Raw genomic sequence first — 25,845 nt, 5'->3', positions numbered from 1 at the left:
GTGTTGCGATCAGCCGGCCAGGGCGCGGCTGACAACCTCTTGGGTGTCCTTGGAAAGGTCGGGCCGCGCGGCAACGCGCGCGATGGCTTCGCGGGCGGCACTGCGGTACGGTTCCGCGAGCTTGCTCCAGCGGTCCAGCGCTCGGGCCAGGCGTGCGGCGACTTGCGGGTTGATCGGGTCGAGCTCGATCACGCGGTCGCTCCACCAGACGTAGCCGGCGGCGTCGGCGCGGTGGAAGGCGCCGGGGTTGGCGCTGCAGTAGCTGAAGATCACGCTGCGTGCGCGGTTCGGGTTCTTGAGCGAGAAGTCCGGATGCTTCATCAACTGCTTGACCAGCGGCAGCACGTCGCCGCCGCGGTCTGGCGCGCCGGCCTGCAGCGAGAACCACTTGTCGATGACCAGTGCCTCGTCCTTGAAGAGCGCGTGAAAGCGCGCCAGTGCCTGTTGCGCCAGCGGATGGCTGGACGACACCAGCGCATACAGCGCATTGAAGCGGTCGGTCATGTTGCCCGCGTCCTTGAAGCGCTGCAGCGTCTTGCCGGGCCACACGGTGTCGCCCGATGCACGGGCGGCCAGGCACAGGTTGTCCAGCGCCAGGCCGGACAGCGCGCGGCGGCCGGAAGACAGCGGATCGGGGCTGTAGGCGCCGGTGTCCTGGTTCTGCTCGTAGGCCCATTCCCAGTCGCTGAACAGGGCGGTGGCGAGTTGTGCGCGCATCGCTTCATGCACGGCATGCACGCGCTGCGGGTCGACCACGTCGAGCTGCTCGGAGATGTAGGTTTCCGAAGGCAGCGTGAGCACCAGTTCCTTGAAGGCCGAATCCAGCTTCGGGTCGCGCAGCACGCCGCGCATGGCGTTGATGTAGGCCTCGTCCAGGCCCGCTGCATCGGCGGCCGGGCCGGTGATGGCTGCGAGCGCACGGCGCATGGCCAGGCGCTGGCCCGCCTCCCAGCGGTTGAACGGATCCGGGTCGTTGGCCAGCAGGATGAGCAACTCGCCATCGGTGTAGTCGAAGTCCAGCACCACCGGTGCGCTGAAGCCGCGCAGGATCGAGGGCACCGGCTGGCTGTCGATGTTGTTGAAGGTGATGCTTTCGTGCGCTTGCGTGAGCACCATCGTGTGCGACTGCGCGGTGGAAGCGTCTTCGTCGCCCTGCAGGTGCAGCGGCAGTTCACGGCCGTCCTGGGCGAGCAGGCCCAGCGAGATCGGGATCACGAAGGGTTCCTTGACCGCCTGGCCGGGCGTGGGCGGACAGCTCTGCGAAAAGTCCAGCGTGTAGGTGCGCGCGGCGGCGTCGTAGCGGCCACGCGCCGTCACGCGCGGCGTGCCGGCTTGCGAATACCAGCGCTTGAACTGCGGCAGCAGGGCGGCCAGCTCGGACTCGGGGTTGGCATCGGCGATGGCCTGCGCGAAGTCGTCGCAGGTCACGGCATCGCCGTCATGGCGTTCGAAGTAGAGCGTGATGCCCTTCTCGAAGCCCTTGCGGCCGACCAGCGTCTGCATCATGCGCACCACCTCGGCACCCTTCTCGTAGATGGTGACGGTGTAGAAGTTGCTGATCTCGATGTAGCTGTCGGGCCGCACCGGGTGGGCCATAGGGCCCGCGTCCTCGGGGAACTGGGCGGTGCGCAGCACGCGCACGTCCTCGATGCGCTTGACGGCGCGGGCCGAGGCATCGGCACAGAGGTCTTGCGAGAACTCCTGGTCGCGGAAGACGGTCAGGCCTTCCTTCAGCGAGAGCTGGAACCAGTCGCGGCAGGTGACGCGGTCACCCGACCAGTTGTGGAAGTACTCGTGCCCGACCACGCTTTCGATGTTGCTGTAGTCGGCATCGGTGGCCGTGGCCTGGTTCGCCAGAACGTACTTCGTGTTGAAGATGTTCAGGCCCTTGTTCTCCATCGCGCCCGCGTTGAAGTCGCTGGTGGCGACGATCATGAAGCGGTCCAGATCCAGCGGCAGGCCGAATCGGGCTTCGTCCCAGGCGACCGAATGGATCAGCGAGTTCATCGCATGCTCGGTCTTGTCGAGGTCGCCGGCGCGCACGTAGACCTGCAACAGGTGCTCCTTGCCGTTGCGTGCCTTGATGCGCTGCTCACGCGCGACCAGCTTGCCGGCCACGAGGGCGAACAGGTAGCTGGGCTTCTTGAACGGGTCGACCCACTTCGCGAAGTGGCGACCTTCGGGCAAGTCGCCGTGGTCGACCAGGTTGCCGTTGGACAGCAGCACCGGGTAGAGCGACTTGTTGGCGCGCAGCGTGACCTGGTAGCTCGCCATCACGTCCGGACGGTCGAGGAAGTAGGTGATGCGGCGGAAGCCCTCGGCCTCGCACTGCGTGAAGAAAGTGTCCTCGCTCACGAACAAGCCCATGAGCTTGGTGTTCTTGCTCGGGCAGCAGGTGGTGAAGAGTTCCAGCTCGAAATTGTCGGGCAGGGTGTCGATCACCAGTTGGTCGCCTTCCATGCGGAAGGACGCGCCCTGGCCGTCGACGAGCACGCGGGCCAGGTTCAGTTCGCCGCCGTCCAGGCGCAGGGGCTGGGCCGGAACGTCCATGTTGCGGCGCATCCGCATGCGGTTGAGCACGCGGGTCTTGGCTGGGTCCAGGTCGAAGGTGAGGTCGACCGTGTCGATCCACCACGCCGGCGCGGCGTAGTCTTCGCGACGAACCGCCACGGGTTGTGCATCACGCAGTTGCATCGAGTGTCTCCAGAAAATTTGAATGAGCGAGTTCTTCGTAGTCCTTGACGGCCGCGATCACGTGCGGGCCGGCCAGCTCTTGGGCTGTGTGGGTGCTGCAGACGGCCACGGCGCGCATGCCGCCGCGACGCGCGGCCTCGATGCCGAAGGGCGCATCTTCGAAAACGATGCAGCGGGCCGGATCGGCTCCGATGCGGCGCGCGGCCTCCAGGAAGATGGCCGGCGTCGGCTTGCCGGTCAATCCTTCGTCGCCGCCGACGATGGCCAGCGGCAGTGGGTCCATCTTCAGGCGCGACATGGCGAACTCGATGTTGTGCTTGTCGCCGGCGGTGCCGACGGCGATCTTCAGGCCGCGCGCGACGGCGGCCTTGGCAAAGGCGGTGAAGCCCGCGACCTCCGTGAAGTTGTCATGGAACAGGTCGCGGTAGATCGTTTCCTTCTCATGCACCAGCGCCTCGCATTCGGCATCGCTCAGCACGCGGTCGTCGAACAGCACGCGCATGCATTCGACGCCGGTGCGGCCGGTGGTGCGCGCAAGCAGGTCGCTCACGTCGATGGTGAGCTTGTGGTTGCGCGCGAACACCACCCACGACTTCGCATGCCAGGGCATGGAGTCGATCATGGTGCCGTCCATGTCGAAGATCAGGGCTTCGACCTTCATCAGACGCCTTGCTTCAGGGACGCTTCGATGAAGGCGTCGAGGTCGCCGTCCAGCACCTTCTGCGTGGCCGAGATTTCGACGTTGGTGCGCAGGTCCTTGATGCGGCTGTTGTCCAGCACGTAGCTGCGGATCTGGTGGCCCCAGCCCACGTCGGTCTTGGAGTCTTCCAGCTTCTGCTGTTCTTCCTGGCGCTTGCGCATCTCGTGGTCGTACAGGCGCGAGCGCAGGCGCTTCCAGGCCACGTCGCGGTTGCTGTGCTGGCTGCGGCCGTCCTGGCACTGCACCACGATGCCGGTCGGGATGTGCGTCAGGCGCACGGCCGAGTCGGTCTTGTTGATGTGCTGGCCGCCGGCGCCGCTGGCGCGGAAGGTGTCGGTGCGCACGTCGGACGGGTTGATCTCGATCTCGATCGAGTCGTCGATTTCCGGGTACACGAAGATGCTGGCGAAGCTGGTGTGGCGGCCGCCCGAGGAATCGAAGGGCGACTTGCGCACCAGGCGGTGCACGCCGGTTTCGGTGCGCAGCAGGCCGAAGGCATAGTCGCCCTCGATCTTGATGGTCGCGCCCTTGATACCGGCCGTGTCGCCGGGCGACTCGTCCTCGATGGTGGTCTTGAAGCCCTTGCGCTCGGCGTACTTCAGGTACTGGCGCAGCAGCATGCTGGCCCAGTCGCAGGCCTCCGTGCCGCCGGCGCCGGCCTGGATGTCCAGGAAGGCGTTGAGCGGGTCGGCCGGGTTGTTGAACATGCGGCGGAATTCGAGCTGCTTGATCAGCTCTTCCAGTTTGGCCGCGTCGTCCGAGATGGCCTGCAGGCCGTCGAGGTCGCCATCGGCCTTCGACATTTCATACAGCTCGGTGTTGTCGGCGAGCTCGCTCGTGAGCTTGGTGATGGTGTCCACCACGTCGTCGAGCGACTTCTTCTCGCGACCCAGCTCCTGGGCCTTCTTCGGGTCGTTCCAGACCGTCGGGTCTTCCAGCGATGCGTTGACCGTCCTCAGTCGTTCAGCTTTGGCATCGTAGTCAAAGATACCCCCGTAACTCGACCGTGCGGGCGCTCAGGTCCGCCAGGTTGGTGCCGATGAGGTTGATTTGTTCTGCGTCCATGATGTGTCCTGCTCGTGTGTTCGGTGGCCCGGCGTGACCGGGAGGCAACCGGCTATTTTCTCACGCTGGAATGACCGTCCAGACTAAAGGGCGCAAGCGAGCCGCACATGAAACCAGGGCAAGCAACGAGATGCCTGTTCGGGAGCACCCGCGGATCCGGCTTTGCCGGGCCGCTGGGTGCGCCCCCTCGAGGGGGTGCGCCGCAGGCGCTGCGGGGGTGGGCCTAGAACCTGCGGTTGTACATGAAGCTGACGCCAGCGGTGCCCAGCGTGGCCAGTTCGAACGCATCGTTGGGCGTGAAGCGCCAGCCGATGGACGGAATGAGGCCCGGCGACCAGCCGTTGTGGTTGTACGGCACCTTGTCCTTGTACTTGCCCTTGTAGCCGTACAGGATGCCGGCGGTCAGCTTGACGTAGAGCTTGGGCTGGTCGAACAGGTTTTCCCAGATGTGGCCGTAGTAGGCGTACGCCGAAGGCTGGCCGAAGGAGTTGGTGAAGGCGGCAAAGCCCCAGATCTGGCCGTCGGCCTGCAGGCGCGCCAGCCCGACCAGCCAGACGTTCTTGTGTTCCGGATCGCTGTTGAAGTGGTAGCTGTACGGCGAGAAGGTGAATTCCCACTTGGCACCGTCCTTGAGTGTCGGGAAGGCGCTGGAAGCGGTGGGCGCAGCAGCGGGAGCGGCGGCGGGCGCAGCGGCAGGCGTCGCGGCGGAAGCATCCTGGGCCCACGCGGACGGCGCGGCCAGGCAGCCAAGGGCGAGCGCGATTCCCCCCAGTCTTTTCGATTTGTTGTGCATTGGCATCCTCGGTCGATATTTTCGAAACCGGAGATTGTCGGCCAATGCGCCGGGGCGCTTTCCGCGGGACTACCCGCCCAGCGGAACGCGCGGCAGCACCACGGTGAAGCAGGCGCCCTCGCCGGGTGCGCTGTCGACCCTGATCCGTCCCCCGTGGGCCCGCACGATCTGCTGCGCGATGTACAGGCCGAGGCCCAGGCCGGGCGCCTGATTGCGGCCCGCCTCGGCGCGTTCGAACTGGCCGAAGATGCGCTCCTGGTCGCCCGGCGCAATACCGATGCCGTTGTCGCATACCCGGACATGCGCGTCCCCTTCGAATTGCGCCACCGTCACGCCGATCGGCTTGCCGGCGCCGTAGCGCATGGCGTTGGTCAGCAGGTTGGTCAGCACCTGTTCGATGCGGAATTCGTCCCATGCGCCTTCGACCGGAGCGGGCGCGTCCAGGGTGATGCTGCAGCCCGCGGCCTCGGCCTGCTGCGCCAGGCTCTCGACGACACGACGCGCGAGGACGGAGGCGTCGACATGCTTCGGCGCCATCGACAGGCTGCCGCTGCGCAAGCGCGACACGTCGAGCATGTCGTCGATCAGCCGCACCATGTTCTGGATCTGGCGCTGGTCGCGCTCGATCATGGCCGGCAGGCGCTCGACCTGGAAGGGCGCGCTGTTGCCGCGCGAGAGGTGCAGCTTGCGCACCTGCGTCTCCAGGTAGAGCGTGTTGAGCGGCGTGCGCAACTCGTGCGAGACCATCGACATGAAGTCGTCGCGCATGCGCACGGCGCGCTCCAGTTCGCATTGCGCGGTCTGCAGTTGCTTCACCAACTGCTCGGTCTGCCGATGCGACGCGGCCAGCGCGTCCATCTCACGCCGCAGCGCCTTGCGGTGGCGATACAGGTCGACGAAGACGCTGACCTTGCTCTGCACCACATGGCCGTCGAGGGGCTTCTGCAGGAAGTCGACCGCGCCGCTCTCATAGCCCTTGAAGGCGTAGTTGAGCTCGCTGCCGGCGGCGCTCACGAAGATGATCGGGATGTGGCGCGTGCGCTCGGTGCCGCGCATCAGCTCGGCCAGCTCGAAGCCGTTCATGCCGGGCATCTGCACGTCGAGGATCGCCAGCGCGAACTCGTGCTCCAGCATCAGCGCCAATGCGGCATCGGCGGAGGTCGCCTGGAACACCGTGCGCCCCTCGCCGCGGACCAGGGCGTCGAGCGCCAGCAGGTTCTCGGGCAAGTCGTCGACGAGCAACAGCTTGCTTTCGTGTTCAAGAGGCATGGGCGGAATCCAGTTTCAGCAGCAGGTCGCGCAGTTGGCGCAGAGGAAGCACGTGGTCGGGCCGGTGCCGCGCGAGCGCGGCACGGGGCATGGTGGGCACCTGGGCCTCGTCGGGGTCCTGCACGGCGGTGAGGCCGCCGGCGCGATGGATCAGCGCGAGGCCGTCGGCGCCGTCCTCGTTGGCGCCGGTCAGCAGCAGGCCGGCGAGGGCAGGGCCATAGGCATCGGCGGCCGAGCCCATCAGCACGTCGATGGAAGGACGAGACCAGTGCAGCGGCGGCTCGCAGCTCAGCGAGAAGCAGCGCTCCCGCTCGATGGAGAGGTGATAGCCGGGCGCCGCGAAGTACAGCGTGCCGGATGCAACGGGCGCCTTGTCGCGCGCCTCGCGGACGTCGATGGGCACGCGCGGGCGGAACACTTCCGGCAGGCGGCTTTCATGGCTTTCGGGCAGGTGCAGCAGCGCCACCAGCGGAATGCGCCAGCCGGCGGGCAGGTCGGCCAGCAGCAGCATCAGCGCGTCGACGCCGCCGGCCGAGGCACCGATCACGATGGCTTCGAAGCTGCGGCCGCTCATTGCGCCTTCCTGTAGATGCGCTCGACCGGCGACAGCGGGCTGAAGCGTTCGGCATACGCGGAGAAGTCGATGCTCTCCTTGCTGCCCAAGCCGAGGAAGCCGCGATGGCACAGCGACTCGTGGAACAGGCCGAGCGCGCGGTCCTGCAGCTGCCGGTTGAAGTAGATCAGCACGTTGCGGCAGGACACCAGTTGCGTCTCCGCGAACACGCTGTCGGTGGCCAGGCTGTGGTCGGCAAAGATCACGTTGGCGCGCAGGCTCGGGTCGAAGCGGGCCGCGTCGTAGGCCGCGGTGTAGTAGTCGGAGAAGGCGCACTGGCCGCCGGCGCGCTGGTAGTTGGCGGTGAAGCCGCGCACTGCCTCGAGCGGGAAGATGCCCTGGCGCGCCTTGTCGAGCGAGGTGGGGTTGATATCGGTCGCGTAGATCAGCGCGCGCTCCAGCAGGCCTTCCTCGCGCAGCAGGATGGCCAGCGAATAGACCTCCTCGCCGGTGCTGCATCCGGCCACCCACACCTTGATCGACGCATAAGTCTGCAGGACAGGCACCACCTGCCGGCGCAGCGCGAGGAAGTAGCCCGGGTCGCGGAACATCTCGCTGACCGGGATGGTGAGGTACTGCAACAGTTGTGCGAACAGGGCCGGGTCGCGCAGCACCTTCTCCTGGAGCGCCGAGATGGTCGGCAGGTCGAGTTGGTCCAGCGCATAGAGCACGCGGCGCTTCTGCGAGGCGCCGGTGTAGTCGCGGAAGTCGTGGTTGTATTTGAGGTAGATCGCCTCCATCAACAGCCGCAGCTCGATGGCGGTGTTGTCGGGTGGCTGCGCCTTCGGGGACGCCGCTGGCTGCGTCACAGGCGCTCCATCTTGGGCATCCACACGCGCAGGAGCGAGAAGAGGCGGTCCAGGTCGACCGGCTTGGCCAGGTAGTCGCTCGCGCCCGCGGCGATGCATTGCTCCTGGTCGTCCTTCATCGCCTTGGCGGTGACGGCGATGACGGGCAGCTTCTGGAAGCGCGTGTCGCGACGCAGGCGGCGCGTGGCTTCGAGGCCGTCCATCTCCGGCATCATCACGTCCATCAGAACGAGGTCGATGTCGGGTACGCGGTCGAGCTTGTCGAGTGCCTCCACGCCGTTGCGACCGATCTCGACCACGGCGCCGCGTTGCTCCAGCGCACTGGTCAGCGCGAAGATGTTGCGCACGTCGTCGTCCACCAGCAGGATGCGGCGGCCCTCGAAGACGCGGTCGCGTCCGCGCGCGGTCTTCAGCATGGTCTGGCGCTCGCTCGACAGCTTCGACTCGACCTTGTGCAGGAACAGCGTGACCTCGTCGAGCAGCCGCTCCGGGGAACGCGCGCCCTTGATGATGATGGAGCGCGAATAGCGCAGCAGTTCGGCTTCCTCGTCGCGCGTCAGGTTGCGGCCGGTGTAGACGATGACCGGTGGGAACGAGACGATCTCTTCGGAGGCCATGCGCTGCAGCAACTCGCTGCCCTGCAGGTCGGGCAGCTTGAGGTCGGTGATCATGCAGTCGAAGACGCGCTGGCGCAGCAACACCAGCGCTTCCTCGCCGGTGGCCACGGCGGTGATGGCCACGTCCTCGTCGGCGATAAGGCGGATCACACTGTCGCGCTGCAGGTCGTCGTCTTCCACCACCAGCACCTGCTTGACCTTCTGGGCGAGCTTCTCCTCGAGCTTGAGGAACACGTTCTTCAGCTGGTCGCGCGTGGTGGGCTTGAGCGCGTAGCCGATCGCGCCCATGTGCAACGCGGCCTCGGCCTGGTCGTGCGCCGACACCACGTGCACCGGGATGTGACGTGTGCGCGGGTCGTCCTTGAGGTGCTGCAGGACCTGCAGGCCGGGGCTGTCGGGCAGGCGCATGTCGAGCAGGATCGCGTCGGGCACGAACTGCGTGGCGAGTTCGAAGCCGTCCACCGCACCGTGCGCGACCAGGCAGCGATAGCCCAGTTCGTGCGCCAGGTCGTAGAGGATGTGGGCGAACTGCGGCTCGTCCTCGATGACGAGCACGCGGCGCGACGGGTCGGGCGGCAGTTCGCGGTCGTCGGTGAATTGCGGGATCTCGGGCGCGGGCACGGTGGGCGATGACACCGGCTTGGCGGGCGGGATCTGGAGTGCCCGAGATGGCGTGGCCCGCGAGACGGGCACGGGCTCGGCCTTGCGGCCCGAAGTGGCCAGCGGCTTGGCGACATCGGCCGGCAGTTCCAGCGTGAAGGTGCTGCCTTCACCGGGCACGCTCTCGACGTTCAACGTCCCCCCGAGCAGCCGCGTGAGGTCGCGCGAAATCGACAGCCCCAGGCCGGTGCCGCCATAGCGTCGGCTGGTGGTGCCGTCGGCCTGGCGGAAGGCCTCGAAGATCACCTCCTGCTGGTCGGGCGCAATGCCGATGCCCGAATCGGTGACTGCAAAGCGCACGCCGCCCTCAACGCCCGGCATCACGTGCAGCCGCACCGCGCCACGGTCGGTGAACTTGACGGCGTTCGACATCAGGTTCTTCAGGATCTGCTCCACGCGCTGGCGGTCGCTCACCAGGCTGGCGGGCGCGTCGGGCGCCACGTCGAGCTTGAAGTCCAGGTGCTTGTTCTGCGCCAGCGGCGTGAAGGTCATCGTCAGGCCCTGGGCCAGGCTCGCGAGCGTGATGCGTTCCGGCACCACGTCGAGCTTGCCGGCCTCGACCTTGGCAATGTCGAGGATGTCGTTGATCAGCACCAGCAGGTCGTTGCCCGATGAATAGATCGACTCGGCGAACTTCACCTGCTCCAGCGTCAGGTTGCCCTGCGGGTTGTCGCCGAGCAGTTTGGCCAGGATCAGCGCACTGTTGAGCGGCGTGCGCAACTCGTGCGACATGTTGGCGAGGAACTCCGACTTGTAGCGGCTGGCGCGTTGCAGTTCCTCGGCACGGTCTTCCAGGTCCAGCTGCACGCGCTTGAGGGCGGCATTGCGCTGGTCCAGGGCCTCGGTGCGTTCGGAGAGCTGGCTGTTGGTCTGCTCCAGCTCGGCCTGCTGGTTCTCCAGCGTGGCCTGCGACTGGCGCAACACGCGGGACTGTTCTTCCAGCTCTTCGTTGGCGGTGCGCAGTTCCTCCTGCTGCACCTGAAGTTCCTCGTTGAGCTGCTGCGTCTCGGCCAGCGCGTCCTGCAATTGCTCGCGATAGCGGGCCGCGGCGACTGCGCTGCCGATGTTGCCGGCCACCGCGTCGAGCAGCGAGGAGGCGCGCTCGTTCGGCCGGTTCATGAGCCCGAGTTCGATCACGCCGTTGACCTGGCCTTCGTTGGTCACGGGCAGCAGGAACGCGGCGCGCGGCGCGGTCTCGCCGAGGCCGGAGTTGACCTTGAGGTAGTCGGCCGTGACCGGCTCCACGAGCATCGTGCGCTTCTCCGTCGCGGCCTGGCCGAGCAGGGATTGCGTCGGCGCGAAGACCTGCGGGCTGGCCTCCGCCTCGGCGGAGAACCCGTAGCTCGCGACGCGGCGCAGTTGGCCATGCGGCTCCCGCACATACAGGGCGCCGACGCCGCTGCCGAGGTGGCGCCCGAAGAAGGCGAGCGCCTTGCGGCCCAGCTCCTGCGCGCTGAGTTGGCCGACCAGCTCCGCCGCCAGTTCGGACTGCGCACTGCGCAGCCAGGCCTGCTGGTTCAGCACATCCGCATGTGCGCTCTGCTCGGCCAGGGCCGCCTCGTAGCTGCCCGACAACTGCGTGAGCTGGCGGCGACCGAAGTAGGCCAGCAGGCCGGTCAGCAACAAGCTGAACAACACGTACGAGCCGACCACCAGCATGCTGGTGTTGTTGGCGGTGTTGTTGCGCTGGAAGCGCAGGGTCTGCTCGGTGTCGAGGAAGCCCGTGTACTCGTCGCGCATGATCTCGCTGAGGGCCCGGCCGCGCCCGGCCACGACGGCCTTGCGGTAGTCCTCGTCTTGCCGGCGTGCGGCGATCAGTTCACTGGCATAGGCGAGCCAGCTTTTCTGCGCCGCCATGATCCGGTCGATGCGCTGTACCTGCTGCTGGTTGTCCGCGACCATGGTACGCAGGGCTGACAGCCGGCCTTCGATGCGCGACTGCGCTGCCTCGTAGGGCTCCAGGAAGCGGTTGTCCCCGCTGATCAGGAAGCCGCGCATGCTGGACTCCATGTCCACCGACAGGCGCTGCGCCTCGGTTGCGTTGCGCGTGACCTGGTCGGTGTGCTCCACCCAGGCGATCACGGACAGCAGATAGAAGATGAGCCCCGCGAAGATCACCGCCCCCACGAGGCCCGCGATCAGAGGCAACTTGACGTTGCGGCTCAGCACGCGCTGGAAGGCCTGGTTGTCGATGAGGGTGGAGCGATTCATGGGCAAGGCGGGTTGGGCAAAACCGGACGAGTCTGCCCGAGCGCGCCCGCTCGCCGTGTCGGAGAAGGCCGCGCATTGCGGAGCGATTCGGGAGGGGAAAAACCCGACCCCGTGCGGGATGGCGGGCGTTGTGGTTCGTTCCCTTTGGTGAGAGCGCCCGGCATGCGGTGCGTGCCGGACGACCCTACTGCAGCGGCCCCTTCGGGGCTTCCTTGCGGTGCTCGCCTTTGCCGGGGTCCACATGAACTCGCCTTAGGCTCAAACAGCATGTGGCCCTGATCCGGCAAAAGCTCCGCTCCTCAGCGCCGCAGAAGGGATCGACCGTCCCGCACCGCATACCGGGCTTGGGGTGATCGGACGCAGCGTCCTTTGGGAAGGGCTGCCCTCACCCCGGCCCTCTCCCAGAGGGAGAGGGAGCAAAGCCAAAGCTCGTCCACGGCGGTGGGTGGTGTGCGGTGCGCGTCGGGCGCCGCCTCTGTGCCGCCGAAGCGCGCAGCGTCTGGCGGATCAGGGCCACATGCTGTTTGAGCGAAGCGAGTTCATGTGGACCCCGCCAGACGCGAGCACTGCAGGGGAGCCGCGAAGCGGCCGGCACAGTGAAGGCGCACGGCGCGTACCGCACGCCGCCCACCGCCGCGCCCCCTGCCACTGAAACGCCGCGCCGTGCGGCGGATGTCGTCAGCCCGCCAGGAACTCGCCGATCAGCGAGGCCACCCGCTCGGGCTGGTCGTGGTGCAGCATGTGCCCCGCATCCGCCACCATCGCCACGCGCGCATCGGGCACGGACTTGAGCCGCTCGTGATAGTCGTTGAGCGTGTAGCGGTCCTTCCACCAGCCGCCGAGACTGTTGCCGTCGGCAATGACTGCGAGCACCGGCGCCGTGATGCGGCGGTACATCGCGAGCACTTCATCGAGCCGGTAGTTCTGCGCGCTGGTGATCTTGTGGCCCGGCTCGCCGCGGATCTGCCACTGCGGGCGGCCGTCGGGCAGGGTGGTCTCGCGTGCCCATTGGCTGGCCAGCCAGTGCGCCTTGTCGGTCGTGAGGCGCGGGTTGGTCTTCATGAGCCGACGTGCCACGCCGGAGAGCGAGGTGTAGGGATGCAGGTCCAGCTCGCCCCGATGCATGCGCTTGATCTCGTCCATCCACTTGCCGTAGCGCGCCGGTGCATCGTCGGCCTTCGCGGCCGGCATGCCGAAGCCTTCGAGATTGACCACGCGCCGCACGCGCTGCGGCCGCACGCCGGCGTACTGCATGAGCACGTTGCCGCCCATGCTGTGACCCACGATGTCGACCGGGGACTCGCCCGCGTAGTGGTCGAGCAACCAGTCGAGATCGGCCATGTAGTCGGCGATCCAGTAGTTGTCGATGCCGGGCGCCTCGGTGAGGCCGAAGCCGCGCCAGTCGGGCGCGATCACATGGCGCTCGTCGTCGAGTGCGTCGACCACGAACTGATACGACGCGGCCACGTCCATCCAGCCATGCAGCAGCACCAGCGGCGCCTGCCCCGGCTTGGGTTCGCCCCAATGCAACACGTGATATTGGAGCCCGCGCACGGGGACGAATTCGCTGCGGGCAGGACGGCGGGGCTGGTACATGCGGCCGATCATAAGCAGCGCCCAAGGGATAAGCCGGAGCCGCGCGCGACACGGCGACGCTAGAGTGACACCCGTCCCATCCGTCACCTGGAGTCACGCATGCAACGCACCCCCATCCTTCACCTGCTTGCCGCCAGCCTGCTGCTGTGCTGGAGCGCGGCACAGGCCGGCACGGTGACGGTGGTCACGTCCTTTCCCAAGGAACTCACCGACGCCTACAAGAAGGGCTTCGAGGCGGCCAACGCGGGCATCAAGCTCGAAGTGCTGAACAAGAACACGACCGCGGCCATCGCCTACATCAAGGAACTCTCACCGGGCCAGCGGCCGGATGTGATGTGGGCCTCGGCGCCCGATGCCTTCGAGGTGCTGGCGCGCGACAAGCTGCTGACCGCCGCGCCCGAGGTGAAGAACCCGCATGTGCCGGCGAAGATCGGCAACTACCCCATCAATGACCCGCAAGGCCTCTACTACGGCCAGGCGCTGGCCGGCTACGGGATGATGTGGAACACGCGCTACCTGCAGGCCAACAAGCTGCCCGCGCCCAAGGAGTGGAGCGACCTGGCCCGGCCCGAATACTTCGGTCACGTCGCGATCTCCTCGCCCTCCCGGTCGGGCACCACGCACCTGACCGTGGAGACCATGCTGCAAGGCGAAGGCTGGGACAAGGGCTGGACGCAACTGCTCGAGATCATGGGCAACTGCGCCGCCATCACCGACCGCAGCTTCGGCGTGCCCGACGGCGTGAACAGCGGGCAGTACGGCATCGGCATGGTGATCGACTTCTTCGGCCTGGCGGGCAAGTACTCCGGGTTCCCGGTCGAGTTCGCGTACCCGAGCGTGACGGCCGTCGTGCCCGCCAACATCGGCCTGGTGACGGGCGGCAAGAACGTGGACGAGGCGAAGAAGTTCATCGCCTACACCTTGTCGAAGGAAGGGCAGCAACTGTTGTTCGATCCGAAGATCAGCCGCCTGCCGGTCCTCCCCTACGCCGACCTCAAGGTGCCGGCCGGCTACCCCGACGTGCAGGCCGTGGCCAAGCGGGCCAAGGTGCAGTTCGATTCCGACCTGTCCGAGTCGCGCTACCAGGTGGTGGTGAGCCTGTTCGACCAGATGGTGACCTTCCGGCTCAAGGAACTGCAGGCCGCCACCAAGGCGATCCACGACGCGGAGCAGAAGCTCAAGGCCAAGCCCAATCCGCAGGCCGCCGATTTGCTGAAGCAGGCGCGTGGCTTTGCGTACTCGCCGCTGGTCGGGCAGGACAACGTGAAGAACGAGCAGTTCCTCGAACTGTTCCGCAAGAACCGGCGCGACGTGGCGGTGTCGAAGCAACTGACCGGCCAGGAAGAACTCTGGGCCTCGAAGGCCAAGGCCAACTACGCCAAGGCCACTGAACTGGCCAACCAGGCCGCGGCGCTGACCCGGTGAGCGCAGCCGTCGCGGCGGTGCCGCGTTCCCGCAAGGCGGGTGCAGGGTGGGGCGCATGGGCGGTAGCCGCGGCCATCGTTTCCTTCCTCGTCCTGTTCCTGCTGATCCCGGTCGGGCTGGTCATCTACACGGCCTTCGTCGATGAAACAGGCGGCCTCACGCTCGGCCACTTCGGCACTTTCTTCGGCCAGAGCGTGTTTCGCGAGTCCTTCTTCAACAGCCTTTGGGTCTCCCTGGCCAGCGTGTTCTTCGCATCGCTGATCGCGGTGCCGCTGGCCTATCTCACGGTGCGCTTCGAGTTCCGCGGCGCGCTGCTGATCCAGACACTGGGTGTGCTGCCGCTGGTCATGCCGCCCTTCGTGGGCGCGGTGGCGCTGCAACTGATCTTCGGGCGCAACGGCTCCGTGAACCTGCTGCTGGACGACTGGCTGGGCTTCAAGGTGCCGATCATGGACGGCCTGGTCGGCGTGACCTTCGTCGAGAGCATCCATTACTTCCCGTTCATCCTGCTCAACCTCGTTGCGGCGATGCGCAACATCGACGCCGCGATGGAGGAGTCCGCATTGAACCTCGGCGCGCGCGGCTTCAGGCTGTTCCGCCGCATCATCTTTCCGCTGGCGATGCCGGGCTACCTCGCCGGCGCGGCGCTGGTGTTCGTGAAGGTGTTCGACGACCTCGGCACGCCGCTGGTGATGGGCGTGACCAACATGCTGGCGCCGCAGGCGTACCTGCGCATCACCTCGGTCGGCATCGACGATCCGCTGGGCTACGTGACCAGCGTGCTGATGATCGGCTTCTCGATCCTTGCGCTGTGGATGGCCGGCCACGTGACCCGCAACAGGGACTACGCCACGCTGCAGAAGGGCGGTGGTTCCCTGCAGCGTCGACGCCTCGCGGGATGGGAGCGGGTGCTGGCCTACGGCTGGATCGCGGCCGTGCTGTTCGTCGTGCTGGCGCCGCACCTCGGCATCCTGCTGATGTCCTTTGCCAAGGTGTGGAGCTTCTCGGTGCTGCCGGACGCGTACACCTTCGACCACTACGTCAACGTGCTCGAGAACTCGCGCCAGATGATCGGCAACACGATGTTGTACTGCCTGCTGGCCGCGGGGCTCGATGTGGTGATCGGCACGGCCATCGCGTGGCTGATCCTGCGCACGACCTTGCCGGCGCGGCGCTGGCTTGATCACCTGGCCTCGATGGCGCTGGCCATCCCGGGCCTGGTGCTGGCCATCGGCTACCTGCGGCTGTTCAAGGGCGTGAACCTGCCGTTCACCGATGCGCCCGTCGTCACGAGCTGGGTGCTGATCATGCTGGCCTATGCGGTGCGGCGCTTGCCCTATGCGCTGCGTGCCTGCATGGCTGCACTGCAGCAGGTGCACATCTCGCTCGAAGAGGCGGCGCAGGGCCTGGGCGCGACACGCTGGCGCATGGTGCGCCGCGTGATGGTGCCGCTGATGGCGGGCGGGATCCTGGCGGGCTTCGTCACGAGCTTCATCACGGCGGCGGTGGAGCTGTCGGCAACCATCGTGCTGAGTTCGTCGGAAAGCCAGGCGCCGATGAGCTACGGCATCTACCTCTACATGCAGAGCGTGTCGGGCCGCGGGCCCGGCGCGGCGCTGGCGGTGTTGGCGGTGGTGGTGGTCGCGCTCGGCACCTGGGCCTCGCATCGCTTTGCCCAAAGCACGCAAACGCCTGGGAGGGCGGCGACATGAACAAGGTCTCGCTGGAAGCGCGCCACATCAGCCTGAGCTACGGCACGACCGAAGTGCTGCGCGACATCAACCTGAAGATCGAGCCCGGCGAGTTCTTCGCGCTGCTCGGGCCGTCGGGCTCGGGCAAGTCGACCCTGCTGCGCCTGATCGCGGGCTTCAGCCAGCACCAGCGCGGCGAGTTGCTGGTCGACGGGCAGGACATCACGCGCATACCGCCGCATGCGCGCAACATCGGCATGGTGTTCCAGAGCTATGCGCTGTGGCCGCACATGACGGTGTGGGACAACGTGGCCTTCGGGCTGGTGGAGCGGCGCGAGACGCGTGATGCGATCCGGCGCAAGGTCGGCGCGGCGCTGGAACTGGTGGGGCTCGGCGACTACGGCAAGCGCCGGCCCGGGCAACTCTCCGGCGGCCAGCAGCAGCGCGTGGCGCTGGCCCGTACGATCGTCATCGAGCCGCGGCTGCTGCTGCTCGACGAGCCGCTCTCCAACCTCGACAAGAACCTGCGCGTCCAGATGCGCGACGAGCTGAAGCACCTGCAGCGCAAGCTCGGCCTCACGACGATCTTCGTCACGCACGACCAGGAGGAGGCCATGACCACGGCCGACCGCATGGCCGTGCTCGACAAAGGGGTGCTGCAGCAGACCGGGCCGGCGACGAGCCTGTTCGACTTTCCGGTGAATCGCTTCGTGGCTGGCTTCGTCGGAACGGCGAACCTGCTGGCAGGCCGCGTCGCGGGGCAGGAGGGCGGTGTGCTGCGCTTTGATGCGGAGGGTATCGGCGAGTTGCGGCTTCCGTGGCCTGACGATGGACCGCTCGCGGCAGGGCCGGCGGCGATGGCATTCCGGCCGCACCAGGTGCACCTCCAGGCGGCCGGCACCGCGGCCATCGACAGCGCCCGCGTGTGGCTCGAAGGCGTGGTTGAGAGCACCGAATTCCTGGGCGAGGTGTCTCGCTACAAGCTGCGTGTGGGGCGGACGCTGGTGGTGGCGGATCAGGTGCACTACGCCGGCGAGCCGGTGCTGGCGCCCGGTGCCGCCGTGCAATGCGGCATCGACCCGCGCCAAGTCAGGTTTCTGGCGGCCTGAACGCGCGGGCATGTTCGCGGCGGTAGCATCCCGCGCATGCAAAAAACCGAACTGCGAAAAGTCCCCCTCGGCCAGAGCGGCCTTCACGTCACTCCGATCTGCCTCGGCACGATGACCTTCGGCGAGCAGGTCGACGAAGCGACCTCCCACCAGATCCTGGACCGCTCCCTGGAACGCGGCGTCGACTTCATCGACACGGCCGAGATCTACGCCGTGCCGACGCGCAAGGAAACCTGCGGCGCCACCGAGACCATCATCGGCAACTGGTTCGCCGCCAACCCCGGCGTGCGCCAGAAGGTCACGCTGGCCACCAAGGTCGCCGGTCCGTCGCGCGGCATGCCGTGGGTGCGCGAGGGCAAGGGCATGACGCCGGCCGACATCGTGGCTTCCTGCGACGCCAGCCTCAAGCGCCTGAAGACCGATGTGATCGACCTCTACCAGATCCATTGGCCCGAGCGCCATGTGCCGCAGTTCGGCAACATCTACTTCGACCCGGCCAAGGAAACCTCGGCCACGCCCATCCGCGAACAACTCGAAGCGCTGGCGGGCCTGGTCAAGGCCGGCAAGGTGCGCCACATCGGCCTGTCCAACGAAACGCCCTGGGGCGTGCACGAGTTCGTGCGCCTGGCCGAGCAGCACGGCCTGCCGCGCGTGGCCTCGGTGCAGAACGCCTTCAACCTGGTCAACCGTGCGCACGAGAACGGCATGGACGAGGCGATGCATCGGCTCGATGTGTCGCTGCTTGTGTATTCCCCGCTGGCCTTCGGCCTGCTCACCGGCAAGTACGACCAGAGCGGAATCGACGGGCCGGATGCGCCCAAGGGTGCGCGCATCGCCAGCTTCGAGTCCGTGCGGAAGCAGCGCTGGGGCCGGCCCGATGCGTTGAAGGCCGCGCGCCGCTACAACCAATTGGCGCGCGACCACGGCCTGACGCCCACGCGCATGGCGCTCGCCTACTGCTACACCAAGTGGCATGTGACGAGCACGATCATCGGCGTGACCACGGTGGCGCAACTCGACGAGGACATCGACGCCTTCGGCACCATCCTGCCGGCGGAAGTGCTCGCCGAGATCGACAAGATCCGCTGGGAGATTCGCGACCCTGCGATGTGACCGACCGATGGCGAAGAAAGCCCACGTCAGCGAAACCCCCGCCACGCAACTGTTGCGTGCGAACAAGGTCGCCTTCACCGAGCATCCCTACGAGTACCTCGAGCACGGCGGCGCCCAGCACAGCGCCGCCGTCCTGGGCCTCGACCCGTTCACCGTCGTCAAGACGCTGGTGATGCAGGACCAGGACGCCAAGCCGCTGCTGGTGCTGATGCACGGCAACCGCACCGTGTCGACCAAGAACCTGGCGCGGCAGATCGGCGCCAAGTCGGTCGAGCCCTGCAAGCCCGAGGTGGCGAACCGGCACAGCGGCTACCTGGTCGGCGGCACCTCGCCCTTCGGCACGAAGCGCGCCATGCGGGTCTACATCGAGTCGACCATCCTCGAACTGCCGAGGATCGCCATCAACGGCGGCCGGCGCGGCTACCTGGTCGGCCTCGACCCGCAGGTGTGCGTCAGCCTGCTGGACGCGAAGCCGGTGCAGTGCGCGCTGGCAGAATGAGCGACCTTTTTCCCGGTCGGAGCCCACGTTGAATTTTCATTGGCCGTCTGTCGTTGCCATCATTGCTTCCTACCTGATCGGCTCGCTGTCCTTCGCGGTGATCGTGAGCAAGGCCATGGGCATGGCCGATCCGCGCAGCTATGGCAGCGGAAACCCCGGTGCGACCAACGTGCTGCGTTCGGGCAACAAGGCCGCGGCCCTGGCCACGCTGCTGCTCGACGCCATCAAGGGCTGGCTGCCGGTCTTCCTGATCCAGCGCTTCGGCACGGCCTGGGGGATGGACATGGGCATCGCCGCGCTGGCCGGCTTGGCCGCATTCCTCGGCCACCTGTACCCAGTCTTCTTCGGCTTCAAGGGCGGCAAGGGCGTGGCGACGGCGGCCGGCGTGCTGCTGGGCCTTGACTGGGTGCTGGGGCTCGCTACCGGCGGCACCTGGCTCATCGTGGCGCTGTTCTTCCGCTATTCGTCGCTGGCCTCGCTGGCGGCTGCGCTGTTCGCGCCGGCCTACTACCTGCTCGGCGGCGGCATCGTCTGGAAGCTCGACGCCACGGCATTCGTCGCGATGGTCGGCATGAGCCTGCTGCTGGCCTGGCGCCATCGCGAAAACATCCAGCGGCTCCTGGCCGGCACGGAGTCCAAACTGGGCTCCAAAAAGAAAAAGGAATGACAGACCATGGCTGAACTCCAGCGTTTCCACGTCGGCCCGCGCCTGAGCGAAACGGCCGTCCACAATGGCACCGTCTACCTCGCCGGCCAGGTGCCCGATGACGTCACCGCCGACATGCGCGGCCAGACGCAACAAGTGCTCGGCATGATCGACCGCCTGCTGGCCGAAGCCGGCAGCGACAAGTCGCGCATGCTGATGGTGCAGATCTTCCTGCCCGACATTTCGGACATCACGGTGATGAACGAGGTGTGGGATGCGTGGGTCGCGCCCGGTCACACGCCGCCGCGTGCTACGGTGCAGGCCAAGCTGGCCAACCCTGGCTACAAGATCGAAGTGGTGGTCACCGCCGCGCAGCGCTGATCAAAAACGCTTTTCCAGGACCATCTGGTCCGCGTCGCGACGCATCGAGAAGTGGTTGATGAAGCTGTTGCCCAGCAGCACATAGGGCATCGGCTGCGGTGACACCACGGCGTCGATGTCGTAGACCTCGACGTCGCCCACGCGCACCGAACCCAGCTTGACTCGGTAGCCCTGGATCACGCCGTTCGCCGTGCTCATCTGCACGGCGGTGCCCTTCTGGTAGTCGAGCCCGATGCGCATCGCGTCGGCGGAGGAAAGGGACACGCTGGTCGCCCCGGTGTCGAGCATGAAGCTCACCGGCCGCCCGTTGATCGTGCCGCCGCTCATGAAGTGCCCGCGGCTGTCGCCCGTCAGCACGATGCGCTTGCCGTCCGGCTTGCCGCCGGAAGAGCCCACGCTCACGGGCGTGTCCATGCGCAGCGCGAGTCGCTTGCCGCTGACTTCGACCTGCGCCTGGTCCGACTGCACCGACACGACGCGCACACCCTGCCAGGTCTCGCCGACCGCCACCGTCTTCGGCGCGCCGCCGTTGACGATGAGGATGGCGCGGCTGCCGATGGTGCCGGTGAGCATCACCGAATCGGCATGCGCCAAGGTGCTGGCAAGCAGCAGCAGGGCGCCGGCCACATTGCGGAGCTTGTTGCGCATCACTTGCGCTGGTTGTCGAACTTCAGCGGCATCTCGGGCAAGTCGCGCCGAACCAGTTGCTGCACGGCCTGCAGGTCGTCGATCTTGGCGCCGGTCACGCGCAGCGCATCGCCCTGGATCGACGCCTGCACCTTGAGCTTGCTGTCCTTGACCAGGCGCTGGATCTTCTTGGCGTCCTCGCTCTCGATGCCGCTCTTGACCTTGATGACCAGCTTGACCTTGTCGCCGCCGATCTTCTGCACGTCGCCCTTGTCCAGGAAGTTGAGGTTCACGTCCTGCTTCGTGAGCTTGTTGCGCAGCACTTCCTCAATCTGCTGGAGTTGGAAGTCGGCATCACCGACCAGCGTGATGTCCTTTTCCTTCAGCTCGATCGAGGCCGAAGTGCCCTTGAAATCGAAGCGCGTGCCGATTTCCTTCGCGGTGTTCTCGACCCCGTTCTTGATCTTGGGCATGTCGGGTTCGCAGACGATATCGAATGAAGGCATGGGGTCTCCTGGGCACAGCTGAATGCGACAATTCTCCCATGATCGTTGAGCACAATGTCCCGCTGCAGCCCTACAACAGCTTCGGCATCGTGGCGCGCGCGCAGCACCTGGCGCGCATCGCCTCGGACGCCGACGTGCTGGCGCTGCTGGCCGACGCCGACTGGCGCGACGCGCCCAAATTCGTGCTCGGCGGGGGCAGCAACATCGTGCTGACCGGCGACGTCAAGCCGCTGGTGCTGAAGGTCGAGATCAAGGGCCTGCGCCTGGTCGAGGACACGCCGCGCGCCTGGATCGTCGAAGCCGGCGCCGGGGAAACCTGGCACGACACGGTCGAGTGGACGGTGGACAACGGCTTTCCGGGGCTGGAGAACCTGGCGCTGATTCCCGGCACGGTCGGCGGTTCGCCGGTGCAGAACATCGGCGCCTACGGGGTCGAATTGCAGGACCGCTTCGAATCGCTCGACGCCATCGCGCTGGACACCGGCCGCGCCTTCTCGCTCGATGCGGCGCAGTGCGCCTTCGGCTACCGCGATTCGGTGTTCAAGCACGTGGCGAGCGGTAGCAACAGTTTCGGCCTCGCGGGCCGGGCACTGATCACCCGGGTGCGATTCCGCCTGCCCAAGCCCTGGAAGGCCGTCATGGGCTACCTCGACCTGGAGCGCAAGATGGCCGAGACCGGCAACTTCACGCCCAATGCGCGCGAGGTGTTCGACTGGGTCTGCGCCATCCGCCGCGCCAAGCTGCCCGACTGGCGACAACTGGGCAACGCCGGCAGCTTCTTCAAGAACCCGACCGTCACCGCCGAACAGTGCGCCGACATCATCGCCCGCGACCCGAAGATCGTGCACTACCCGATGGCCGACGGCAGCATCAAGCTGGCCGCCGGCTGGCTCATCGATGCGTGCGGGTGGAAAGGCAAATCGGTCGGCAATGCCGGCGTCTACGAGAAGCAGGCGCTGGTGCTGGTCAATCGAGGCGGCCGGACGCATCCGGTCACCGGCGGAGAAGTGATGACGCTGGCCAAGGCCATCCAGACCAGCGTCTACGAGCGATTCGGCATCCTGCTCGAGCCCGAGCCGGTGGTCGTGTAGCCAACAACTAGAAGTCAATTGCAGGGAGTGTGAAATGAAGAAGAAGGCATTTGCGGTGGCCGCTGCGGTCGTCGTGGTGGGTGGATACCTGGGCGCGACGGCCTTCACGGGCAACAAGATCGCGGCCGCGTACGAGGCGCGTGCGGAGAAGCTGGAGAAACAATTTCCGTTCCTGCACGTGGTGGACCGCAAAACCGAGAAGGGCATGTTCTCCTCGACCTACAGCGCCAAGCTGCGCATCGGCTGCGTGCCGGACGCGGGCGGCGAGGCCGCGAAACAAGGCAAGACGCTGGACATCGGCTTCCGGGACCAAGTGCGCACCGGTCCGTTGCCGGGCTTCAGCACCTTCGGCGCGGCGGTGATCGAGTCGGAAGTGATCCTTCCCGACGAGGCGCCCGAGGGCCTGCGCAAATACCTCGCCGGCATGAAGCCGCAAGACATCCGCACAGTCGTCAGCTATGGCGGCGACTACAGCAGCCAGGTGCGTCTGCCGGGCGGCGAGGTCGCGCTGCCGCAGGGGACGCTCACCTGGCCCGACGTTCACCTGCGTGCCGCCGGCAAGCTCGACGGCGGCGCCTTCACCTTCGACGGCAGCCTGCCCGAACTGGCCTTTGCCGGTGCCACCAAGGACGAAAAATCCGCCCTCGACTTCAAGCTCGCGAAGCTGCGCTGGCAGGGCACCTCGCTGCCGGCGGACAGCTTCTGGCTGCGCCCCGGCACCAGCACCGTCGAGATCGAACGCCTGGAAGTGCTGGCCAACGCCGGCAAGAAGCCGGTTTCGGCGCAGATCGGCAAGTTCAAGTACCTCACCGAAGTGAAGGCCGACAAGGAACTGCTCGATGCCAAGGCCGCCTTCACGGCCGATGCCACGCTGCGCATCGGCGAAGACGCCAAGCCGATCCAGCTCGACAACTTCGAGTTCCAGGAATCGGTGAAACACTTGCACGGACCGACTTTGCAGAAGGTGCTGGAAACGTCGATGGGGCAGTTGTCGGCGAGCTGCGAGGGCGGAGAGCTGTCGGCGGACGAAGCAGCCGCGCCCATCGCCGAGATGATGCAAGCGATGACGCAACTGTTGCTCCACGCGCCCGAGGTATCGATCGACAAGCTGGCCGTGACCTACGAAGGCCAGCGCGGCGAGTTGTCCTTCTCGGCCAGCGCACCCGGCCTGACCGCAGAGGACATCGAAAACCCGGTGGCCATCCAGGCCAGGTTGCAGACCAACATGCTCATGAAGGCGAATGCCAAGCTGCCGGTGGCCTGGGTGCAGTTGCTCGGCGAGCGCGGCGGAGAAGCGGCCGGCGCACCGCAACGCGTGGCGCAGGCCCAATCGCTGGTCGACTTGGCCGTGGGCAAGGGTTTTGCCGTGCGCGAGGGTGATTTCCTGACGAGCACCGCCGTCTTGGAAAAGGGCGCGTTGTTGGTCAACGGCAAGCCGATGACCGGGGGCAAGTGACGCAAGGCCGACGATGAGCGTACTGCCGACACTCAACTTCCGCCGCCGCATCAACCTGCTGGTGTGGGCAAGAAGGTTGTCCTTGCTCGGGGGCCTGATTGCGGCCTTCGCCCTGTTTGCAAGCGGTCGATTTCCTTGGGCGGTGGCAATGCTCGTCGTCACGGCCCTGCTGAACGGCGCGCTCAAGTCCTGGCAATTGAGCGTTCGCCGCCAGTTCATCCGCGAGGCGGAGTTCCCGCCGTTCATCGTCCGCAAGCTGATGGCGGCCTTTCCGCAGTTGCGGCGAGGCGACGGCGACCTCGTCCTGCGCGGCCTGCGCCAGTTCTTCATGGCACACCTGCGTTCGGGGCGCCAGTTCGTCGCCATGCCATCGAAGGTGGTGGACGAGGCCTGGCACGAGTACATCCTGCACACCCGGGGCTACCAGCTTTGGTGCGAGGCGGCCTTCGGCGGCATGCTGCACCACACGCCGGCCGAGGTGCTCGGCAAGGATGCGCGGCGCAATGACGGCCTGCGCCGCACCTGGTACTGGGCCTGCAAGGAGGAGAGCATCGACCCGCGCAAGCCCTCCCGGCTGCCCCTGCTGTTCGCGCTGGATGCCAAGTTCGACGTGGAAGGCGGCTTCAAGTACACGCCCGACTGCAATGCCATCGACCGTGCCGCCGGCTCGGACGCCTATTGCGGGACCAGCTTCAGCGATTCCGATGGCGGCTCCGGTGATGCGGGTAACTTCGGTGGCAGCGAGTCGTCTTCATCGGACGGTGGCGGCGGCGATGGCGGGGGCGACGGCGGCTCCGGTTGTGGCGGAGGCTGCGGCGGCGGAGGCGATTGAGCTCGCGTCAGGCGCAAAAAAGCCACCCGAAGGTGGCTCAGTGAATGGATCTTGTGGGTTGGATCAGCCGAAGTGGCAGATGTAGCTGTAGGGCTCGCCCGTCACCCGGATCTGGAACGAGGAATCGCCCGGCACGCTGAACTTCTCGCCCACGCCGGCCTTCTTCCACTCGGTGCTGCCACTCAGCAGGTATTCGCAGGCGCCGCCGGTGCCTTCCATGATTTCCGGCGCGCCGGTGTTGAAGGTCAGTGTCGAGGGCAGGATCACGCCCACGGACTTGCGGGTGCCGTCGGCAAGGGTGAGGGAGTGGCTCACGCACTTGCCGTCGAAGTACACATTGGCCTTGGTGGCCACGGCCACGCTTTGGATGGTTTCAGTCATGGGCCGAGTTTACGAGCCCGGGTTGGCTCAATGCCAGCCGCGATGCCAGCCACCGCCCCAACCGCGCGCGTAGCCGAAGTTGAGCGACAGGCCGATCGGGGCGGCGATCCAGGGCGACGCATAGCCGTAGCCGTAGGCCGGCGCCACATAAACCGGCGGCGCATAGCCCGGGGCGTAGACGGGGGCGCCGTAGACCGGCGCTGCGCCATAGGCCGGCGGCGGCGCCGCGCCGGCTCCGACCACCACGCCCGGCTCCACCGCCACGTTGTCCCAGTTCTGCGGGTTCGGGTCGTTGTACGCGGCCTGCGGCGGCTGGTTGGGTACGGGCGAGGTGGCCACGCCCATCGGGCTCAATTGCAGCGCGATGGTCTGCCCGGGCGGGCTGTCGGTGCGCGTGGTGTAGCGCTGGCCGGCGTATTCGTAGACCACGCTGTAGCCCGTCTGGCCGTTCGCGTCACGGATCGGGGTGCTGGAAATGACGTGGGCGGAAACTTGCTGCGCCTGGGCCAGCGAGGCGGCGCCGCCGAGTGCGCTGGCGAGGGCAAGGCCGATGATGATTCGGGTAGGGGTGCGCATGAAATTTCTCCTCAAGAACGCAGCGCTTTCGCTTGTGCAGGTGGGTTGGACGCCGTTGGCTGCGCCGGGTTCACCGCTTCACATTTTTTTGCCTGGCTTTGCCGGCAGCTTTACCGTCAGGCCTTCCCGGCGGCATGGGTCGTCCAGGCGGCCGGGTCGAAGCCGACCGTCACAACGCGCGCGGGTTGCCATTCGACGACAGGGCGCTTAATCAGCGTCGGATGGGCGGCCAGCACCGCGCGCGCCGAAGCCGCGTCGACCACCGAGGCGCGCGTCGCCTCGTCCAGTTGCCGCCAGGTGGTGCCGCGCCGGTTGAGCAGCGCCTCCCAGCCGGGCGCCTGCAACCAGCGGTCCAGCGCCGCATCGGGCAGGCCGTTCTTGCGGAAATCGTGGAAGGTGTAGGGCACGCCTTGCGTGTCCATCCAGGTGCGCGCACGCTTGACTGTGTCGCAGTTGGGAATGCCGAAAAGGGTTGTTGTCATCCC

24 protein-coding genes are annotated in these 25,845 nt (G+C 66.8%); 10 read left to right on the top strand and 14 right to left on the bottom strand.

Annotated elements, in window-relative coordinates:
- Positions 1 to 9: 9 nt before the first annotated feature.
- The 9 genes from pepN to WKW79_RS22455 all read right to left on the bottom strand — a co-directional run bounded on the left by pepN (position 10) and on the right by WKW79_RS22455 (position 13,027).
- Complete coding sequence (pepN, locus tag WKW79_RS22495) at positions 10 to 2,694, bottom strand: aminopeptidase N (RefSeq protein WP_340337428.1); 2,685 nt, start codon at positions 2,692 to 2,694, stop codon at positions 10 to 12.
- The gene (locus WKW79_RS22490) at positions 2,681 to 3,355 is read right to left on the bottom strand and encodes an HAD family hydrolase (protein WP_340337427.1); all 675 of its coding nucleotides are present in this window, start codon (positions 3,353 to 3,355) and stop codon (positions 2,681 to 2,683) included. Before WKW79_RS22490 ends, pepN begins: the two co-directional genes overlap by 14 nt.
- Positions 3,355 to 4,459, bottom strand: a protein-coding gene (prfB, locus tag WKW79_RS22485; protein ID WP_340337426.1) for a peptide chain release factor 2 whose coding sequence is annotated in 2 segments (ribosomal slippage) — positions 3,355 to 4,377 and positions 4,379 to 4,459 — 1,104 coding nt in all. Because the reading frame shifts where the segments join, the coding sequence is not laid out codon by codon here. Before prfB ends, WKW79_RS22490 begins: the two co-directional genes overlap by 1 nt.
- A 223-nt stretch (positions 4,460 to 4,682) precedes the next feature.
- Positions 4,683 to 5,252 (bottom strand): ABC transporter ATP-binding protein, encoded by a 570-nt coding sequence (locus WKW79_RS22480; protein WP_340337425.1) that lies wholly within the window; start codon positions 5,250 to 5,252, stop codon positions 4,683 to 4,685.
- A gap of 69 nt (positions 5,253 to 5,321) precedes the next feature.
- Positions 5,322 to 6,521 carry a hybrid sensor histidine kinase/response regulator gene (locus WKW79_RS22475; protein WP_340337424.1) on the bottom strand — a complete coding sequence of 400 codons (1,200 nt, stop codon included), beginning with the start codon at positions 6,519 to 6,521 and terminating at the stop codon, positions 5,322 to 5,324.
- Positions 6,511 to 7,095 (bottom strand): chemotaxis protein CheB, encoded by a 585-nt coding sequence (locus WKW79_RS22470; RefSeq protein WP_340337423.1) that lies wholly within the window; start codon positions 7,093 to 7,095, stop codon positions 6,511 to 6,513. The genes WKW79_RS22475 and WKW79_RS22470 overlap by 11 nt, the downstream gene beginning before the upstream one ends.
- Positions 7,092 to 7,874: a CheR family methyltransferase gene (locus tag WKW79_RS22465; RefSeq protein ID WP_340337505.1), complete on the bottom strand. Its 783-nt coding sequence runs from the start codon at positions 7,872 to 7,874 to the stop codon at positions 7,092 to 7,094. Before WKW79_RS22465 ends, WKW79_RS22470 begins: the two co-directional genes overlap by 4 nt.
- 65 nt (positions 7,875 to 7,939) lie before the next feature.
- The gene (locus WKW79_RS22460; RefSeq protein WP_340337422.1) at positions 7,940 to 11,431 is read right to left on the bottom strand and encodes a response regulator; all 3,492 of its coding nucleotides are present in this window, start codon (positions 11,429 to 11,431) and stop codon (positions 7,940 to 7,942) included.
- Between the two features lie 678 nt (positions 11,432 to 12,109).
- Positions 12,110 to 13,027 (bottom strand): alpha/beta fold hydrolase, encoded by a 918-nt coding sequence (locus WKW79_RS22455; protein ID WP_340337421.1) that lies wholly within the window; start codon positions 13,025 to 13,027, stop codon positions 12,110 to 12,112.
- A 99-nt stretch (positions 13,028 to 13,126) separates the two neighbouring features.
- Here WKW79_RS22455 and WKW79_RS22450 point away from each other — a divergent pair, with 99 nt between their 5' ends.
- From WKW79_RS22450 to WKW79_RS22420, 7 genes are read left to right on the top strand one after another with little or no spacing between them, the layout of a single operon-like run.
- Positions 13,127 to 14,452, top strand: a complete 1,326-nt coding sequence (locus WKW79_RS22450) for an ABC transporter substrate-binding protein (RefSeq protein WP_340337420.1) — start codon at positions 13,127 to 13,129, stop codon at positions 14,450 to 14,452.
- Between the two features lie 17 nt (positions 14,453 to 14,469).
- Positions 14,470 to 16,164 carry an ABC transporter permease gene (locus WKW79_RS22445; protein ID WP_340337504.1) on the top strand — a complete coding sequence of 565 codons (1,695 nt, stop codon included), beginning with the start codon at positions 14,470 to 14,472 and terminating at the stop codon, positions 16,162 to 16,164.
- Positions 16,161 to 17,252 carry an ABC transporter ATP-binding protein gene (locus tag WKW79_RS22440; protein ID WP_340337419.1) on the top strand — a complete coding sequence of 364 codons (1,092 nt, stop codon included), beginning with the start codon at positions 16,161 to 16,163 and terminating at the stop codon, positions 17,250 to 17,252. The genes WKW79_RS22445 and WKW79_RS22440 overlap by 4 nt, the downstream gene beginning before the upstream one ends.
- Before the next feature lie 51 nt (positions 17,253 to 17,303).
- Positions 17,304 to 18,365, top strand: coding sequence for an aldo/keto reductase (locus WKW79_RS22435; protein ID WP_340337503.1), 1,062 nt, complete (start codon positions 17,304 to 17,306; stop codon positions 18,363 to 18,365).
- A 7-nt stretch (positions 18,366 to 18,372) separates the two neighbouring features.
- Positions 18,373 to 18,864, top strand: a complete 492-nt coding sequence (locus WKW79_RS22430; protein ID WP_340337418.1) for an aminoacyl-tRNA deacylase — start codon at positions 18,373 to 18,375, stop codon at positions 18,862 to 18,864.
- Between the two features lie 28 nt (positions 18,865 to 18,892).
- Positions 18,893 to 19,531 carry a glycerol-3-phosphate 1-O-acyltransferase PlsY gene (plsY, locus tag WKW79_RS22425; RefSeq protein ID WP_340337417.1) on the top strand — a complete coding sequence of 213 codons (639 nt, stop codon included), beginning with the start codon at positions 18,893 to 18,895 and terminating at the stop codon, positions 19,529 to 19,531.
- Between the two features lie 6 nt (positions 19,532 to 19,537).
- The gene (locus tag WKW79_RS22420) at positions 19,538 to 19,891 is read left to right on the top strand and encodes a RidA family protein (RefSeq protein ID WP_340337416.1); all 354 of its coding nucleotides are present in this window, start codon (positions 19,538 to 19,540) and stop codon (positions 19,889 to 19,891) included.
- Here WKW79_RS22420 and WKW79_RS22415 read toward each other — a convergent pair whose 3' ends face one another.
- Both WKW79_RS22415 and WKW79_RS22410 read right to left on the bottom strand, forming a co-directional pair.
- A complete protein-coding gene (locus tag WKW79_RS22415) occupies positions 19,892 to 20,539 on the bottom strand; it encodes a retropepsin-like aspartic protease family protein (RefSeq protein WP_340337415.1) in 648 nt (215 codons plus the stop codon).
- A complete protein-coding gene (locus WKW79_RS22410) occupies positions 20,539 to 21,024 on the bottom strand; it encodes a YajQ family cyclic di-GMP-binding protein (RefSeq protein WP_340337414.1) in 486 nt (161 codons plus the stop codon). Before WKW79_RS22410 ends, WKW79_RS22415 begins: the two co-directional genes overlap by 1 nt.
- A 38-nt stretch (positions 21,025 to 21,062) precedes the next feature.
- On the opposite strand from WKW79_RS22410, the gene murB reads away from it, so the two are divergent.
- The 3 genes from murB to WKW79_RS22395 are packed head-to-tail and all read left to right on the top strand — an operon-like array spanning position 21,063 to position 24,403.
- A complete protein-coding gene (gene murB, locus WKW79_RS22405; RefSeq protein WP_340337413.1) occupies positions 21,063 to 22,115 on the top strand; it encodes a UDP-N-acetylmuramate dehydrogenase in 1,053 nt (350 codons plus the stop codon).
- Positions 22,116 to 22,149: 34 nt separating this feature from the next.
- A complete protein-coding gene (locus WKW79_RS22400) occupies positions 22,150 to 23,571 on the top strand; it encodes a YdgA family protein (protein ID WP_340337412.1) in 1,422 nt (473 codons plus the stop codon).
- Positions 23,572 to 23,584: 13 nt separating this feature from the next.
- Positions 23,585 to 24,403, top strand: coding sequence for a glycine-rich domain-containing protein (locus tag WKW79_RS22395; RefSeq protein ID WP_340337411.1), 819 nt, complete (start codon positions 23,585 to 23,587; stop codon positions 24,401 to 24,403).
- A 63-nt stretch (positions 24,404 to 24,466) separates the two neighbouring features.
- Here WKW79_RS22395 and ppnP read toward each other — a convergent pair whose 3' ends face one another.
- The 3 genes from ppnP to WKW79_RS22380 form a co-directional block, all read right to left on the bottom strand.
- Positions 24,467 to 24,784, bottom strand: a complete 318-nt coding sequence (gene ppnP / locus WKW79_RS22390; RefSeq protein ID WP_340337410.1) for a pyrimidine/purine nucleoside phosphorylase — start codon at positions 24,782 to 24,784, stop codon at positions 24,467 to 24,469.
- A gap of 27 nt (positions 24,785 to 24,811) precedes the next feature.
- Positions 24,812 to 25,360, bottom strand: a complete 549-nt coding sequence (locus tag WKW79_RS22385; RefSeq protein WP_340337409.1) for a hypothetical protein — start codon at positions 25,358 to 25,360, stop codon at positions 24,812 to 24,814.
- 116 nt (positions 25,361 to 25,476) lie between these two features.
- On the bottom strand, positions 25,477 to 25,842 hold the full coding sequence (locus WKW79_RS22380) for an ArsC family reductase (RefSeq protein WP_340337408.1): 366 nt from the start codon (positions 25,840 to 25,842) through the stop codon (positions 25,477 to 25,479).
- Between the last annotated feature and the right edge of the window lie 3 nt (positions 25,843 to 25,845).

This window comes from Variovorax robiniae (genome assembly GCF_037889955.1).
In the GTDB taxonomy this organism is placed as follows: domain Bacteria; phylum Pseudomonadota; class Gammaproteobacteria; order Burkholderiales; family Burkholderiaceae_C; genus Variovorax; species Variovorax robiniae.
This window is presented reverse-complemented; position numbering and strand designations above follow the sequence as displayed.